General features: G+C 50.5%; 15 protein-coding genes. 4 read left to right on the top strand and 11 right to left on the bottom strand.

The window, feature by feature from the left end:
• The gene (locus QUF18_RS08215) at nt 1–492 is read left to right on the top strand and encodes a MaoC family dehydratase (protein ID WP_289386573.1); all 492 of its coding nucleotides are present in this window, start codon (nt 1–3) and stop codon (nt 490–492) included.
• Nucleotides 493–494: 2 nt separating this feature from the next.
• On the opposite strand, the gene QUF18_RS08210 is transcribed toward QUF18_RS08215, so the two are convergent.
• From QUF18_RS08210 to QUF18_RS08180, 7 genes are all read right to left on the bottom strand, one after another.
• Complete coding sequence (locus QUF18_RS08210) at nt 495–1,184, bottom strand: DJ-1/PfpI family protein (RefSeq protein WP_289386572.1); 690 nt, start codon at nt 1,182–1,184, stop codon at nt 495–497.
• A gap of 2 nt (nt 1,185–1,186) precedes the next feature.
• Entirely contained in the window at nt 1,187–1,732 is a 546-nt protein-coding gene (locus QUF18_RS08205) for an adenine phosphoribosyltransferase (protein ID WP_289386571.1), read from the bottom strand.
• Between the two features lie 266 nt (nt 1,733–1,998).
• Complete coding sequence (locus tag QUF18_RS08200) at nt 1,999–2,859, bottom strand: cytochrome c1 (RefSeq protein WP_289386570.1); 861 nt, start codon at nt 2,857–2,859, stop codon at nt 1,999–2,001.
• A 29-nt stretch (nt 2,860–2,888) separates the two neighbouring features.
• On the bottom strand, nt 2,889–4,166 hold the full coding sequence (locus tag QUF18_RS08195) for a cytochrome b (RefSeq protein ID WP_289386569.1): 1,278 nt from the start codon (nt 4,164–4,166) through the stop codon (nt 2,889–2,891).
• Nucleotides 4,167–4,186: 20 nt separating this feature from the next.
• Nucleotides 4,187–4,750, bottom strand: coding sequence for a ubiquinol-cytochrome c reductase iron-sulfur subunit (gene petA / locus QUF18_RS08190; protein WP_289386568.1), 564 nt, complete (start codon nt 4,748–4,750; stop codon nt 4,187–4,189).
• A 547-nt stretch (nt 4,751–5,297) separates the two neighbouring features.
• Nucleotides 5,298–7,175 carry an ABC transporter ATP-binding protein gene (locus tag QUF18_RS08185; protein ID WP_289386567.1) on the bottom strand — a complete coding sequence of 626 codons (1,878 nt, stop codon included), beginning with the start codon at nt 7,173–7,175 and terminating at the stop codon, nt 5,298–5,300.
• A gap of 217 nt (nt 7,176–7,392) precedes the next feature.
• Nucleotides 7,393–9,258, bottom strand: a complete 1,866-nt coding sequence (locus tag QUF18_RS08180) for an ABC transporter ATP-binding protein (protein ID WP_289386566.1) — start codon at nt 9,256–9,258, stop codon at nt 7,393–7,395.
• A 211-nt stretch (nt 9,259–9,469) separates the two neighbouring features.
• On the opposite strand from QUF18_RS08180, the gene QUF18_RS08175 reads away from it, so the two are divergent.
• Both QUF18_RS08175 and QUF18_RS08170 read left to right on the top strand, forming a co-directional pair.
• A complete protein-coding gene (locus QUF18_RS08175; protein WP_289386565.1) occupies nt 9,470–9,829 on the top strand; it encodes a hypothetical protein in 360 nt (119 codons plus the stop codon).
• A gap of 175 nt (nt 9,830–10,004) precedes the next feature.
• Nucleotides 10,005–10,460, top strand: a complete 456-nt coding sequence (locus QUF18_RS08170; protein ID WP_289386564.1) for a tRNA (cytidine(34)-2'-O)-methyltransferase — start codon at nt 10,005–10,007, stop codon at nt 10,458–10,460.
• 286 nt (nt 10,461–10,746) lie between these two features.
• Here QUF18_RS08170 and QUF18_RS08165 read toward each other — a convergent pair whose 3' ends face one another.
• Complete coding sequence (locus tag QUF18_RS08165; RefSeq protein WP_289386563.1) at nt 10,747–11,007, bottom strand: hypothetical protein; 261 nt, start codon at nt 11,005–11,007, stop codon at nt 10,747–10,749.
• Nucleotides 11,008–11,339: 332 nt separating this feature from the next.
• Here QUF18_RS08165 and hemF point away from each other — a divergent pair, with 332 nt between their 5' ends.
• Nucleotides 11,340–12,254, top strand: coding sequence for an oxygen-dependent coproporphyrinogen oxidase (hemF, locus tag QUF18_RS08160; RefSeq protein WP_289386562.1), 915 nt, complete (start codon nt 11,340–11,342; stop codon nt 12,252–12,254).
• A 36-nt stretch (nt 12,255–12,290) separates the two neighbouring features.
• Here hemF and blaOXA read toward each other — a convergent pair whose 3' ends face one another.
• The 3 genes from blaOXA to QUF18_RS08145 all read right to left on the bottom strand — a co-directional run bounded on the left by blaOXA (nt 12,291) and on the right by QUF18_RS08145 (nt 15,063).
• On the bottom strand, nt 12,291–13,100 hold the full coding sequence (gene blaOXA / locus QUF18_RS08155; protein WP_289386561.1) for a class D beta-lactamase: 810 nt from the start codon (nt 13,098–13,100) through the stop codon (nt 12,291–12,293).
• 89 nt (nt 13,101–13,189) lie between these two features.
• Nucleotides 13,190–14,440: a CCA tRNA nucleotidyltransferase gene (locus tag QUF18_RS08150; RefSeq protein ID WP_289386799.1), complete on the bottom strand. Its 1,251-nt coding sequence runs from the start codon at nt 14,438–14,440 to the stop codon at nt 13,190–13,192.
• Nucleotides 14,441–14,451: 11 nt separating this feature from the next.
• Nucleotides 14,452–15,063: a CoA pyrophosphatase gene (locus tag QUF18_RS08145; RefSeq protein WP_289386798.1), complete on the bottom strand. Its 612-nt coding sequence runs from the start codon at nt 15,061–15,063 to the stop codon at nt 14,452–14,454.
• Nucleotides 15,064–15,121: the final 58 nt, after the last annotated feature.

Genomic DNA, 15,121 nt, shown 5'->3' with positions numbered 1-15,121 from the left:
ATGGAAGCGAATTCAAAACCTTCAATTCTCGAAGACAATATCGGTAAAATCGTTACCATTGGTTCTTATGAATTTACCGAAGCCCGTATTATCCGTTTTGCGGAAAAATATGACCCTCAGGTTTTTCATACCGATCCAATAGCTGCCAAGACCAGCCTGTTCGGCGGCTTGTGTGCGTCCGGCTGGCATACCACTGCCGTATGGATGAGACTGAATGTCCAATCCATGGCAGGAATTATTAAGGGCTGTATGGAGCGTGGTGAAACACCACCGGTATTCGGCCCCTCACCTGGTTTTGAGAATTTGCGCTGGGCACATCCGGTCTATGCCGATGATGTTATTGCCTATACTGCTCAGATCACTGCACTGCGTCCGCTGGCGTCGAAACCGGGCTGGTCTATGTTAAGCCACCATGCTACCGGCACCAACCAGCATGGAGAGCGCGTGATGGAGTTTGACGGCGCCGCTCTGGTAATGCTGCCTCAAACCTGATGTTATTTCTCCGGCCAGCGTGCGAAAATAGCTTCGCGCGCTTGACGGGAAGCTGATAGGCGTTCACGCCCAGAATCGACAACATCAAATGATGCGTCTTCCGGTGTACCTGAACTGAAGGGAGGTGATGGCGCATATTCAAGCGTCAACTGCACAGTTTCAGCCTCCTTTTGCCCAAAAATCTCAGCAAGCATCGCCAGTCCAAAATCAATACCGGAGGTGACACCGCCTGCGGTAATGATATTTCCATCACGGACAATGCGCTCCTTTACCGGTTCTGCACCTAATACAGTCAAGAAATCTAAGGCGTTCCAATGCGTGCTCGCCCGTTTTCCAACTAATAATCCTGCAGCCCCGAGCACAAGTGCGCCTGTACAAACGGATGTTATATATTTTGCATTTTCAGCCTGACCTCTGACAAATTGCAAAACATCTTCATCATGCAAAAGCGGATTAACACCACCACCGGGCACACAAATCACGTCGAGCTGCGGACAATCTTCAAATGTATTTGTCGGGAAAAATGTTAATCCTGATGATGAAACAACAGGGTTTTTATCTTTCCAGATCAAATAAACCTGTGTGCCCTGTGCTGATGAAAACACTTCATACGGGCCGGTCAAATCCAGTTGCTGAATATTTGGAAAAACCAAAAGACCAATTTTGACCAGAGAGATCAGCTCTGCAGCCATAGCTAGTCGCCTTCAAATTCCAGCAGTGTGCGTACATTCACGCCCAGCTCTTCCAGCTTCTTGCGACCGCCAAGATCAGGCAGATCAACAATAAAGCAGGCTGCAACGATCTCAGCGCCCATCTGGCGCAGCAAATTAACCGCAGCAACAGCCGTACCACCGGTGGCAATCAAATCGTCAACGAGGATAACGCGCTCCCCCGGTTCGATCGCATCACGGTGCATTTCCATTTCATCAATGCCATATTCAAGACTATAGGCAATGCGAACCGTCTCATAAGGCAGTTTGCCTTTTTTGCGGATCGGCACAAAACCGGCTGACAGCTGGTGTGCCATCGCACCGCCGAGAATAAAGCCACGCGCTTCGACACCGGCAATCTTATCTGCCTTACCACCGGCATAAGGAAAGACCAACTCATCAATCGCACGACGAAAAGCCTGCGGATTTCCCATCAGCGTTGTCACATCACGAAACATCACGCCCGGGCGCGGATAATCCGGAATTGTACGCAGCGAGGCTTTGAGAAACTCTTGGGTCTCATCATTCATGGCAAATCCTTACCTGCAAGCTCTGGCAATCATCCGGTCTGCCACGAGCAGAGGCAAACAATCGCCGGTAAAGCATGTCTGGCTCAAATGATTTCATTTGAGTTCCCGTGAACATGCAACAATTAAAAACAACACGCTGTCATGTTGCACATCGTCTGCACTGCCATAAAACACTTCAGTACAGACATAATGCATTCCATAAAAAAGGACGCCTGAAGCGCCCTTTTTTCTTTTTATATGATCACACAATCCGTGTGAAGTCCGAATTAATGTTTAACACCGGCAAAAACACGACGTTTAGCAGCATAAACCAATGCACCAAGCAACAGCAGGAACACAATAACGCGGAAACCGGTTTTCTTACGATCTTCCATGTGCGGCTCTGCAGCCCACATCAGGAACGCCGAAATATCGCGTGCATATTGTTCAACTGTTTCCGGTGAACCGTCATCATAAGTCACCTGACCATCGCTGATCGGCTTGGCCATGGCCAAAGACTTACCGGCAATAAAGCCCGGATTGTAATGCGTACCTTCCGGAATTTGCATTCCGGCTGGTGGTGTCTCATCATAATTCGTCAGCAACGAATGGATATAGTCAGGACCTGCTTCCGCATATTGTGTGAAAATATCAAACACAAATGTCGGGAAGCCGCGTTCCACACCGCGTGCTTTAGCAATCAACGAGAAATCCGGCGGCACTGCATTATTATTTGCAGCGGCAGCGGCTTCCGCATTCGCGAAAGGTGACGGGAAATAATCGCCCGGGCGTGCTGCACGGGTGAACATTTCACCATCAGCATTCGGACCGTCCTGCACTTCATACTCCGCTGCAAAAGCTTTGATCTGGTCATCATTATAACCAAGATCACTCAGCGTGCGGAATGGTACCAGTTTCATAGAATGACAGGCAGAGCAGACCTCTTTGTAGATTTTCAATCCACGCTGAAGCTGTGCCTTGTCATAGGTACCAAAAGGCCCTGCAAACGACCAGTTCTGCTGAACAGGATGTTTGATCGGGAAATGTGCCGGTTCTGCCTCGTTGCCTGCGGTCTCAGCCTGCACAGCGCCCAGAGTGAGCGCTGTGGCCAGACCAAAAGCAGCAAGACCGGTAAAGAACATTTTCATAACTGTACTCTTCCTATCTCGTGCCGCAATCAGGCTTTGGATTCTGCTTTGGCAACTTCATCATCTGAACCGAGAACCGCTTCAGTAATGGAGTTTGGTATGCGTTTTGGTTTTTCAACCAAACCGAGTACCGGCAGAATAACAATGAAAAATGCGAAATAATACAGCGTACCGATCTGCGCCATGAAGGTATAAATACCTTCGGCAGGGCGCGAACCAAGCCAGCCGAGGAAAATCGCATTCACGACAAATACCCAGAAGAACATTTTGTACCAAGGGCGATAAACCGCTGAACGCACTTTTGAAGTATCAAGCCAAGGCAACACAAACAGAATTGCAATCGAGCCAAACATCACCAGAACGCCACCAAGTTTGGAGTCGATCGGGCCGACATTGAAAGTAATCGCACGCAGCATTGCGTAGAACGGCAGGAAGTACCACTCAGGAACGATATGCGCCGGCGTTACCATCGCGTTTGCTTCAATATAGTTGTCCGGATGGCCAAGGAAGTTTGGCATATAGAAAACAAAATAAGCAAAGAAGATGAAGAACACGACCGAACCGAATGCGTCTTTGATCGTCGCATAAGGTGTGAAAGGCAGTGTATCAGTCTTCGTCTTCACTTCAATACCGGTCGGATTGGTCTGACCGGTCACATGCAGCGCCCATACGTGCAGTACAACCACACCTGCAATCATGAATGGCAGGAGATAATGCAGCGAGAAGAAGCGGTTCAGTGTCGGATTATCAACGGCAAACCCACCAAGCAGAAGCTGCTGGATCGGCTCACCGATAATCGGAAATGCCGTGAAGAAACCGGTAATAACGGTTGCACCCCAGAAGGACATCTGTCCCCATGGCAGCACATAGCCCATGAAAGCTGTTGCCATCATCAGCAGGAAAATCACAACACCGAGAATCCACAGCAGTTCGCGCGGCGCCTTATAGGAGCCGTAATACATGCCACGGGCAATGTGCAGATAAACCGCGATGAAGAAGAAGGATGCACCATTGGAGTGCATGTAACGCAGCAACCAGCCTGAGTTTACGTCACGCATGATTTTTTCAACCGAGCCGAAAGCCAGCTGGGTGGATGCCGCATAATGCATAGCCAGCACAATACCGGTCAACAGCTGAGAAATCAGCATGAAGGCCAGAATACCGCCGAATGTATACATATAGTTCAGGTTACGCGGAACCGGATAGGCAATAAACGAGTCATAGACGAGGCGCGGCAAAGGCAGCCGTGCGTCAACCCATTTTTCGATACCGGTCTTTGGCGTATATGAAGAGTGTCCGCCGCTCATAAAATTTCTCCTCAGACCACTCAACCGACTTTAATGACGGTATCGGAAATGAATGCGAATTCCGGGATGTGCATGTTTTCCGGTGCCGGACCACTGCGAATACGGCCAGCCGTATCGTAAGTCGAACCGTGGCACGGACAGAACCATCCGCCGAATTCACCGGACTCACCAAGCGGCACGCAACCCAGATGGGTGCAAACACCGATCATGACGATCCAGTTTTCTTTGCCTTCACCGGCGGTGCGCTCCAGATCCGAAGCCGGTGCGTCTGGTGCCAGATTGGCATTACGCGCCAGAGGATCCTTCAACGCAGACATCGGCGTGTTTTTGGCATCATCGATTTCTTTAGCCGTACGGTTACGGATAAAGACCGGCTTACCGCGCCATTTTACTGTCAGCGATCCGCCTTCTGCGAGAGAGGAAACATCCACCTCGATAGATGCCGCCGCAAGGGTCGAAGCATCCGGCCGCATCTGGTCGATAAACGGCCATGCCAAGCCGGCAGCACCGACCACGCCGGCCATTCCCGTCGCTATGTACAGAAAATCACGCCGTGTCGGCTCAGCTGTGTCGTGTGCGCTCACGTACCACTTCCTTTTTGACTTGCATGTTGAACTGTCCTCTTTGTCCGTGAGCACATGCGTCTGTTCTTATAATGATCTTATGTGCTGAGAGCTGAAAGACCTGAGAAACAGGTACAAACCGGACATAACACCCCCACCTATCTCAAGGTTTAGGCAGGATAAAAAAGCTTGTCCAGTCATCAGAAGCGCTTACGGCACCATGTCGCAGGCATTGAAAATGACCTGTTATGGCTCTCAGCAATGGAAAATCGGGCTGTAGCAAGCCGCGGCGAACCGCATTTCTTTATCTGCTGATAAAGCGGCTGATTACATAGCATTGGCGAGTACAGGCAAACAAACAGAAGTTTCGAAAACCGCTCAAGCGCGCGCGAACAGGTATTTGGAGAACAACGACGCTATTAATAACCAGCACAACATCTCAGCATTTGAAATATTCAATGCGGAGATGTTGTGCTAAAATATTTAAAAAAACATCATAAAACCGTGATTTCATGGTTTTAGCGCGCCTTAAAAGCACAAAAACTGCGCCTGCTTATCGGCACTGACCTCAGCTTTCATTGTCGGCTTTTCCAAGAAAACCACCCGACTGACGTGCCCACAGACCGGCATAAATACCACCATGTGCAATCAGTTCATTATGCGTACCGCTTTCCGCAACGCGTCCGTGCTCCAGGACCACCAGACGATCCAGCTGAGCGATTGTGGACAGGCGATGCGCAATGGCGATCACCGTTTTGCCAGCCATCAGCTTCGTCAGGTTTTCCTGAATGGCTGCCTCAACTTCGGAATCCAATGCGGACGTGGCCTCATCAAGAATAAGAATCGGCGCGTTTTTCAAAACAGCACGGGCAATACTGATTCTCTGTCGTTGCCCGCCGGAAAGTTTGACACCCCTCTCCCCCACAAAAGCATCATAGGCTTTGCGTCCTTTATAGTCCTCCAATGCACCGATAAACTCTTCAGCCTCTGCCTGACTGGCCGCAAAACGCAGTTCTTCTTCAGAGGCATCCGCTTTTGCCAGCATGATATTATCGCGCAACGAGCGGTGCAGCAGCGCCGTCTCCTGACTGACAACCGCAAAGGCAGCACGCAGCGAGCTTTGCGTCACATCGCGCACATCCTGCCCGTCGATACGCACCGCACCTTCATCAACATCATAAAGCCGAAGCATCAAATTGATCAGCGTGGTTTTACCGGCGCCGGAATGACCAATCAGCCCGACGCGCTCGCCGCCCCGTATCGACAGGCTGATATCACTTAACACACCGGCTTTTTCCTTATTCTCATTTTCCGATCCATAACGGAACGTCACATGATCAATCTCAATAGCACCGGATGTTACAGTGAGCGGCTTCGCATCGCGCTTGTCTTCCATGCCCAGAGGGGCAGAAATCAACCGCATTGAGTTTTCAATCGTCCCGTATGAGCGCAGCATTCCGTTCATCTGCATCATCAGACGACCCAGCAGCATATTCATGCGCAGCACCAGACCGAGGGTAAAAGCGACCTCACCGACCGTGGCCTGTCCCTTGGTCCAGAGGTCAATGGAAAACGCTGCTACCAGCACAATCATCAGGCTGGACAGTGCCGTCATTGCCACGCGCATTCCGGTCAGCGTGCGCATAAACGGCAGCATAGTTTTGATATAGCTGGCAAAACCAGAGCGTAAATAAGCCTGATCCATATCCGGCGTATTCAGTTTGATCGTCTGAATATTGGTATAGCTATCAACAATGCGGCCATTAATCAGCGATCCGGCCTCGGCACTGGCCTCTGCCTGCTTACGCATCTTAGGCAGATAAATGCGTGCGATCCATGCAAACAGCATCATCCACACCACCACCAGCGCAGCGAGACGCCAATCCAGTTGGCCAAACAGCAACAGCGTTGTTACGCTGTAAATGATCATAAACCACACGACCTGAATGAAACTGGTAATCAGATCGCCTGCAGCCTGCCCTGCCTGCCAGACTTTAGTTGCAATGCGGCCGGAAAAATCATTCTGGAAAAAAGCATAGGACTGACGCAGCACATAGGAATTGGCCTGCCAGCGGATCATATTGTAAAAACCGGGGGTAATTGTCTGATCGTCCAGCAACGAGCTGAGCGCCGTCATCAGCACCCGCACCACCAGCACAATGAAGCCCATCAACAAGAGTTCGGTACCAGCAGAAACATAGAGACCATGCCAGCTGCGCTCTACAGCGCTCTGGTCAAGAATATCCACAATACGACCGGTGAAATAAAACAGTCCTGCTTCCAGCAATGGCAAAATGCCGCCGACGAACAAAGCCAGCAGCAAAGGCCAACGCGCCTGATACATATAATGCAGTAAAAAACGCAAAGTTGTTTGTGGCGGACGCTGACCGTCAAAATCCTGCAACGGATTAATCCAGTTTTCAAACCAGCGATAAATAATATTCATCGGAAAAGCCTTTCCGCAGTATCCCGCAACCAAACATGATGAAGCTATCAACGGAAAGGCGCATGTAAAACAATACCATCAGGCATACTGCAAATGATCTTAATACATAAGAGAAAAAACTTCTGTCCATTATACAAACAGGACAAAATATTGAAAATAATGGAAAATGGCAGCCGCCCTGATGAAGCGGCTGCCTTTCTTATAGTCTGCGCAATAATTACTGCGCAGGTTCAGACTGTGCTACTTTATCTTCCTCATCAAAGCCGAGGAAACCACCGGACTGACGTGCCCAAAGCGAAGCATAAATACCGCCCTGTGCAATCAGTTCTTCGTGCGTGCCATCTTCAATGATACGCCCCTCATCCATCACAATCAGACGATCAAGAGCCGCAATCGTTGACAAGCGGTGGGCAATTGCAATCACGGTCTTGCCTTCCATCAACCGGTACAGACTATCCTGAATGGCCGCTTCCACTTCTGAATCGAGCGCAGAAGTTGCTTCATCCAGAATGAGGATCGGCGCATCTTTCAGGATCACACGGGCAATTGCCACGCGCTGACGCTGACCACCGGACAGTTTCACACCACGTTCACCGACATGCGCATCAAAGCCCTGACGGCCTTTGAGATCTGTCAGATGCGGCAGGAACTGATCGGCCTGAGCTTGGGCAACAGCTTCCAGCATCATTTCATCGGTTGCATCAGGACGGCCATAGCCGACATTGTCACGAACCGAGCGGTGAAGCAGCGATGTATCCTGTGTCACCATGCCAATATTGGCACGCAGGCTGTCCTGTGTGACCTTGGCAATATCCTGACCGTCGATCAGGATTTTACCCTGCTCAAGATCGTAGAAACGCAGCAACAGATTGACCAGCGTTGATTTACCCGCACCCGAACGGCCGACGAGACCGATTTTTTCACCCGGACGAATATTCAGCGACAGATCATTGATGATGCCTTTGCCTTTGCCATAGTGGAAGCCGATCCGGTCGAATGTAATCTCACCGGAGCGTACATGCAGCGGTTTTGCACCTTCATGATCCACCACTTTACGCGGCTGCGCGATAGAGCGCATACCATCCTGTACTGTACCGATATTCTCGAACAGCGCAGACATTTCCCACATGATCCACTGGGACATACCATTCAGACGCAAACACAGGGCAATACCGATAGCCACGGCACCAACCGATGCAATATTATCGATCCACAGCTTGATACCTAAGGCGCCGACCGAGAACAGCAATACAGAGTTCATGAAATACAATGAGCCGAAAAACTGCGTTACCATACGCATCTGACGGTTCACGGTTCCCTGAAACTGCTCCAGACTGTCACGGACATAGCTTTCCTCGCGATGGGTATGCGAGAATAGTTTGACCGTAGCAATATTGGTATAGCTGTCGACGATACGGCCGGTCATTTCCGAACGGGCATCAGCCTGCGCCTCGGAGATCACCCGCAGACGCGGAATGAAATAGCGCAGCAAACCGACATAGGCCAGCAACCAGACCACAAACGGGATCATCAGTCGCCAGTCTGCTGTAGCTGCGATAAACAATGTACCGGTGAAGTAAACCGAGACATAGACCATCACATCCGCAAGCTTGATCACCGTTTCGCGCACCGCCAATGCTGTCTGCATCAGCTTGGTGGAGATACGTCCGGCAAATTCATCCTGAAAGAATGTCATCGACTGACGGATCAGATAGCGATGCATCAACCAGCGCACACGCATCGGGAAATTCCCGATCAGCGTCTGGTGCAAGACCAAAGATTGCAACAAGACAATCAATGGCAGGATCACCAGAATAACACCGCCAATCAACGCCAGCTTCCAGCCTTCCTGTTGCAGGAAGGTTTCACGGCTGTGTTCGCCCAGCCAATCCACGACATTGCCGAGGAATGCAAACAGTGAAACTTCAAAAATTGCAATCAACGCTGTCAGCAGCGCCATAACAAGTATCCAGCCCCACGCACCGCGGCTGTAATACATACAGAATTTGAACAAGCCTTTCGGCGGCTGTTCAAGCGGAACATCCGGATAGGCGTTCAGCTTTTTTTCGAACCAACGAAACATTTCAGACCTCAAATACGGGGAATCCCGTGCGAAACCGATCCTTTATGCCTTTTCCGCAAAACGGATATGACAGGAACGGCTTTGTTTCATATGCGGTTCCGTCTCTCCTCTCGCAAGCCGAGCATAAGACGAAACTTGAGCATTTTTGAGAACACTAAGTATGAGCGGACATGTCATCCGGTACATTTCAGTGCTGTTGAGGATTAAATGCGTGAGAACATTTAATCAGAAGATGATGGAAGATCGTATTTTACCTGCAAGTCCGGCGGCACAACTCAACGCCGGAAACAGGCTATCAGGTGGTTTGCTACAGCAATCTGATGAATACGCTCATTTTAACAGTCCCGTTCAGCGCAACGCCCGCAAGAACAATTCGGGAGAGAGTGCCGCAGGAATTATTGGTGCGGCACCCACCATACAGGTTACCGGCGCGGGGTTAATCACACCGGAAACAGAAGCGGCTGCAACTGGGGAAAGATTCATAGAAATCTTAATGGTCATCACAGCCTCCTTCATGGTCAATCTGATAAAATGGAAGACCCCTATAGCATCATGTTTTTTGAGCGGCTAGATTAAAGCAAAATTTTTCCGTTCACTTTGCCGAGAATGCGCCAGACTGTGACCGATTACACACAATTCTTAACATGCAAAGACTATATGCTATATCGGTCGCACGTGATGACTGTGCGACAGACCTCGCGCCCCTGTAAAAGACCCGATGCACCTGCAAAAGAAATGACTACCTGATGACCATACATATCGCCCTTTTTCAACCGGACATTCCCGGCAATACCGGCACCATTCTGCGTATGGCGGCCTGTCTGGGACTGGCAGTTCATGTGATTGAACCCGCCGGTTTTGATCTCTCTGATCGCGGATTGAAACGTGCAGGCATGGATTATCTGGAACAGGCAGCACTGACCCGTCATCTCGACTGGGAGCATTTCAACAACTGGCGCCTGTCGGAAAATCGCAGGCTGGTGCTGCTTTCAACAAAGGCCGCGCAACCCTATACGGATTTCAGCTATCAACCGGATGATATTCTGCTATTTGGCCGTGAATCTGCGGGCGTACCGGATTATGTTCACAACACCTGCGAAAAGCGCATTATTATTCCCATGGTTGAAGGCGCACGCTCACTCAATCTCGCGCTTTCTGCAGCAATGGCTACAGGAGAGGCACTTCGCCAGGTAAATCTTTAAATTTCAGTAATTTAGCAACAAAAGCGGAATCATATTCTGATCTTCTTGAATCAGAACATCAGCAAATTCCACTAAATAGCTTACAGCATATTTCCCAAAAGTGGACACCGGTTTTGGGGCAAAGACATGCGTAAAACGAAAAGACAGAGCATTTCGAGTGCTTAAACTTAAATGCGAAATGCTCTACAGCATAATTCCTTAAACTTGAATCAGGTTAAGGTAAAATTATGCTGTAAATATAAAGTGTTAGAGCGACCTTTGTGCGCCCACCTGGGCGCACGGCGCTCTAGTCAGAACTTGGCAGGCGCCGGATGGTAAACTCAATCACATCATTTGGTCGCACATACCAGCTTTCAATCTCAGTCCAGTAAGCTGCCTTCGGATAGGCATCAAACCATTCCCGTGCTTTCACACGGGCAATGCTGCGCGGCAGTGAAAATGTTTCGCGAATATAGCCGTCACTGATATTCGGTCTTACGCCGGACGCAGCTTTGCGCATCTGCCTGCGCAGACCTTCAAGCGGTGGCTTTGGCGGAATGGATGTCATATGCAATCTCCTTTACAACGCCTCAAAAGAGACAAAAGACAAAGCGGACATAATAATCACTCATAGTCTGGCCATTGACAAAGGGTTACAATCCGTAGCTGCACACCCTCACAACCCTATATTGCAATTTACCGTAGAATCTCGCTTGAAACGAGTCATTTCCGTATGTCTTATCGCTATAAAGTGTGAACGGAATCTGTCTTTTTCCAAAAAACAGAAAGCATTCATAAACATAATCCGGTTTATGAATGTTATATAACCTGTTGACAGCTGCTGATATGCTGGTGCTGCGGCTTCACCCAAAGCGCCCAAAACATAACAAGGAACCAAGCATGCAACGTCCGGATCTTCCAGCTCATCTTCCAGATAATATTGATGAGAAAAAACAACTGGCACAAAACTGGTTCGAAGAACTGCGTGACCGTATCTGCTCCCTGTTTGAAACGCTTGAAGACGAAGTCGCAGGTCCGCTGAGTGATCGTGAGGCCGGTCGTTTTGTTCGCACGCCTTGGGCTAAAGATGAAGGCCGTGGCGGCGGCGGTGTTATGTCGATGATGCATGGCCGTGTTTTTGAAAAAGTCGGGGTGCATGTCTCTACCGTCTATGGTGAATTTTCACCGGAGTTCCGCGCACAGATTCCGGGAGCTGATGAGGACCCGCGTTACTGGGCAAGCGGCATTTCACTGATTGCACATCCGCATAACCCGAATGTACCGGCTGTACATATGAACACCCGTATGGTTGTCACAACCCGCCAGTGGTTCGGCGGTGGTGCCGATCTGACACCTGTGCTGGATCGTCGCCGGACACAGGAAGATGCCGATAGTCAGGCCTTCCATAAAGCGCTGAATTTCGTCTGCAACAAACATGCAGGTATTGCCGATTACGACCGGATGAAACAATGGTGCGATGAATATTTCTATCTGCCACACCGTCAGGAACCACGCGGTATCGGCGGCATATTCTATGACTGGCTACATTCAAATGACGAACAGGGCGGATGGGATGCTGACTTTGCATTCACCCGCGATGTCGGCCGCTGCTTCGCGGTGGTCTATCCTCATATTGTGCGCCAGAACTTCAATCAGCCATGGACAGAAGAAGATCGTGAAGAACAGCTGATCCGCCGTGGCCGCTATGTGGAATTCAATCTGCTGCATGACCGTGGCACGATCTTTGGTCTCAAGACCGGCGGTAATATCGCCTCGATCCTGTCTTCCATGCCGCCTGTGGTAAAATGGCCTTAATATAAATATCAGAACGGGGGCATGAGCCCCCGTTTTTTATTGATCAAAATTTTTCAGGAATTGTGCCCGGATCAGCATACCGGGGCTCACTTTTACCGGCTTGTCAAAGACCTGCATATTCGCAAAAACCAACTGACGGCCATCTTTTTCCGCCCAGCCGACAAACCAGCCTAAGCGCTGCTCACCTGCAAATTTTCCTTTTGCATCACGCAGCCGCGCTGCACCCGTTTTACCGGTAACCTTCCAGCCTTTTTCCGACGTAAAAACTGTCATTGCAGCTTTGGCTTTCTGTTGTGCCTGCTTTGAAACCGGCAAAGTCTCATGCACAAGCTTATTCAGAAATTGCACCTGTTCGTCCGGTGAAATCTCCAGTGAAGAGCCGATCCATGAGCCTGTCAGCCCGTCCTGTTTTCCGGCTCTGCCCGAAACATCCTTATTCCCGTAATCAAGTGCTGCAACTGCTTCAGAAAACTGCTTCTGTCCCAATTGCCGTGTAATCTCACGTGAATACCAAACAACCGATTGCTCCAGCCATCGTGCCGGATCAACCGCAATTCTGTCACGCTCGGGTGCTTCCATTTCTGGCTTCCACTGCCATACCGGATCATGTTCCGAGTGGAGGATGTTTTTGTCATAACCGATCACGGCAAGCGGTACTTTAAACGTCGATGCTGGCGTGAAACGCTTATCACACACACCTTTACGGGTAAGGATTTTCTGCGTTGCAGCATCCATGACCACCGCGCATTCAGCAACAACGCCCTTTTCAGCGGCTTGTGCCTGAAAGCTGATCCCGCCTGTCAAACCCAAAGCCAATAATGCTGCTGATCGCAATCTTTTATCCATGATACACAACTCCGGAATACTGAAAAATATTTACTCACCTGAACCGGTAGATAAAAACAAAAACGGGGCGGAATTTCCGCCCCGATATGTCAGGATAAAGTTGCTAACAGATTTTCTTTTGTAAGCTCAAATCCGGAAGCCAGCCATGCTGCCTCCAGCGCTTTGAGCCGCTTGCCAAGCTCGGGGCCTTTTTCAAAACCAAGCTTCATAAGATCAGCACCGCTAAGCGGAAACACCGGCACATCTGCCGTTTCTGCAACATCCAGCAAACGACTATACTGCCCTGCCCGCATCATGGCCTGATTATCATTTTCCGCTTCTGCGCGCGCAGAGACCAGCGCCAGTTTCATCCGGTCAATGAGAGCCTGCCGCGAACCACCATAGATCAATTTGATCAGACCGGTATCGGACAATTCAGGCTTTGGCAGATCAGCCAGCGCCCAGGCTTCCAACCGTGCTTTATCGGCATTGGAGAGGCGCAATCGTTTGCCAAGCTCAGTCATCCGTGCGGCATCCGGCGGCACAATTGTCTGCAAACGCAACAAAGCATCCGGCTTCCAGCCCAGATCGCGCTCACTGCGCACCAGCGCATGAATGCCATCAATGCCCCATTTTTCGCTTTCCGGCAGAATTTGGGTCAGCACACCGGACTGACGCATCCATAGCAATGCGCGTGACGGATCAGGTGCAGAAAGCAGTTTCTTCAACTCCGACCAAACCCGTTCAGCCGACAATGTCTGCAAATGGCTTTTCAGCTTGGCGCTGGCTTTCAGCCCTGCCGTGTCCGGTCGCCCTGAGCCATACCAAGCGAAGAAGCGGAAGAAGCGTAGGATACGCAAATAATCTTCGGTAATCCGCATTTCAGCATCGCCGATAAAACGCAGAACTCTGGCTTCAATATCGGCCAGTCCACCAACATAATCCACTACATCGCCATTGGCGCACACATAAAGCGCGTTGACGGTAAAATCACGGCGCTCGGCATCTGTCTGCCAGTCACGGCCAAAGGCAACGGTCGCTTGGCGTCCGTGCGTTTCCACATCGGCACGCAGCGTTGTCACCTCATAGGGCACACCATGAGCCACAACCGTCACAGTGCCATGATCGATACCCGTCGGCACAACTTTAAAGCCGCAGCTTTCTGCCCGCGCTTTGGTCTCTTGCGGCAAGGTTGTGGAGGCAATATCAATATCGCCCACCGGCTCGCCCAGCAATGTATTGCGCACCGCACCGCCGACAACCCGTGCCTCTTCACCACCCTCTGAAAGCGCTGCCAGCAATTGCTGCAAAGACGGCACATTCAGCCAGTCCGCACGATCCGCAATATTCAGCACTGTCATTGTTTTCTCACTCACGCATAAAGCCTTTCATAGAGGCTGCGGATAATCCCCGCGGTTGCGCCCCAGATATTCCGATTCTGATAATGGATGGCATAGAAAAACCGCTCATGCCCTGCAAAGATCCGGCTCTCGCGCTGATGCTGTTGCGGGTCCATCAGGAAGTGCAACGGCACTTCAAATATATCCGCCACTTCATCCGGATTGGCACGCAGTTCAAACGGTGTACGCACAACAGCCAAGACCGGTGTAATCGTATAGCCACTGCCGGTCATATATTGCGGCAGGCGCCCCAGTGTCTGGGCTTGCCTCAAGTCCAGCCCGATTTCTTCATTAGCCTCCCGCAGTGCCGCATGCTCTGGACTTAAATCCTCGGCGTCAATCTTGCCACCGGGAAAAGCCACCTGCCCCGAATGGCTACGCATCTGCGCATTACGCGTGGTCAGCAAGACGCTGGCATGGTCACCACGATCCACCACAGGGATCAAGACTGCTGCCGGTTTGAGTTTGATCTTCAAGCGCGGATCAGCACCTGCCATAACATGGGAGGCATTCCATTGCGGATTGAGCGCATGATCGCCGGACACAGGCAGGCCGACTGAATCAAATTCATCAGAAATTGCCATAGCGCTTTGTTTTTGTTCAACTCTGCGCATTAAATCCAGCGCAGTAAAACCCGTATTC

Origin of the sequence: Pseudochrobactrum kiredjianiae (assembly GCF_030362795.1) — a bacterium.
Classification (GTDB): Bacteria; Pseudomonadota; Alphaproteobacteria; order Rhizobiales; family Rhizobiaceae; genus Pseudochrobactrum; species Pseudochrobactrum kiredjianiae.
Note: the sequence above shows the minus strand (reverse complement) of the source record. Positions and strands in the feature narration are given on the sequence as shown.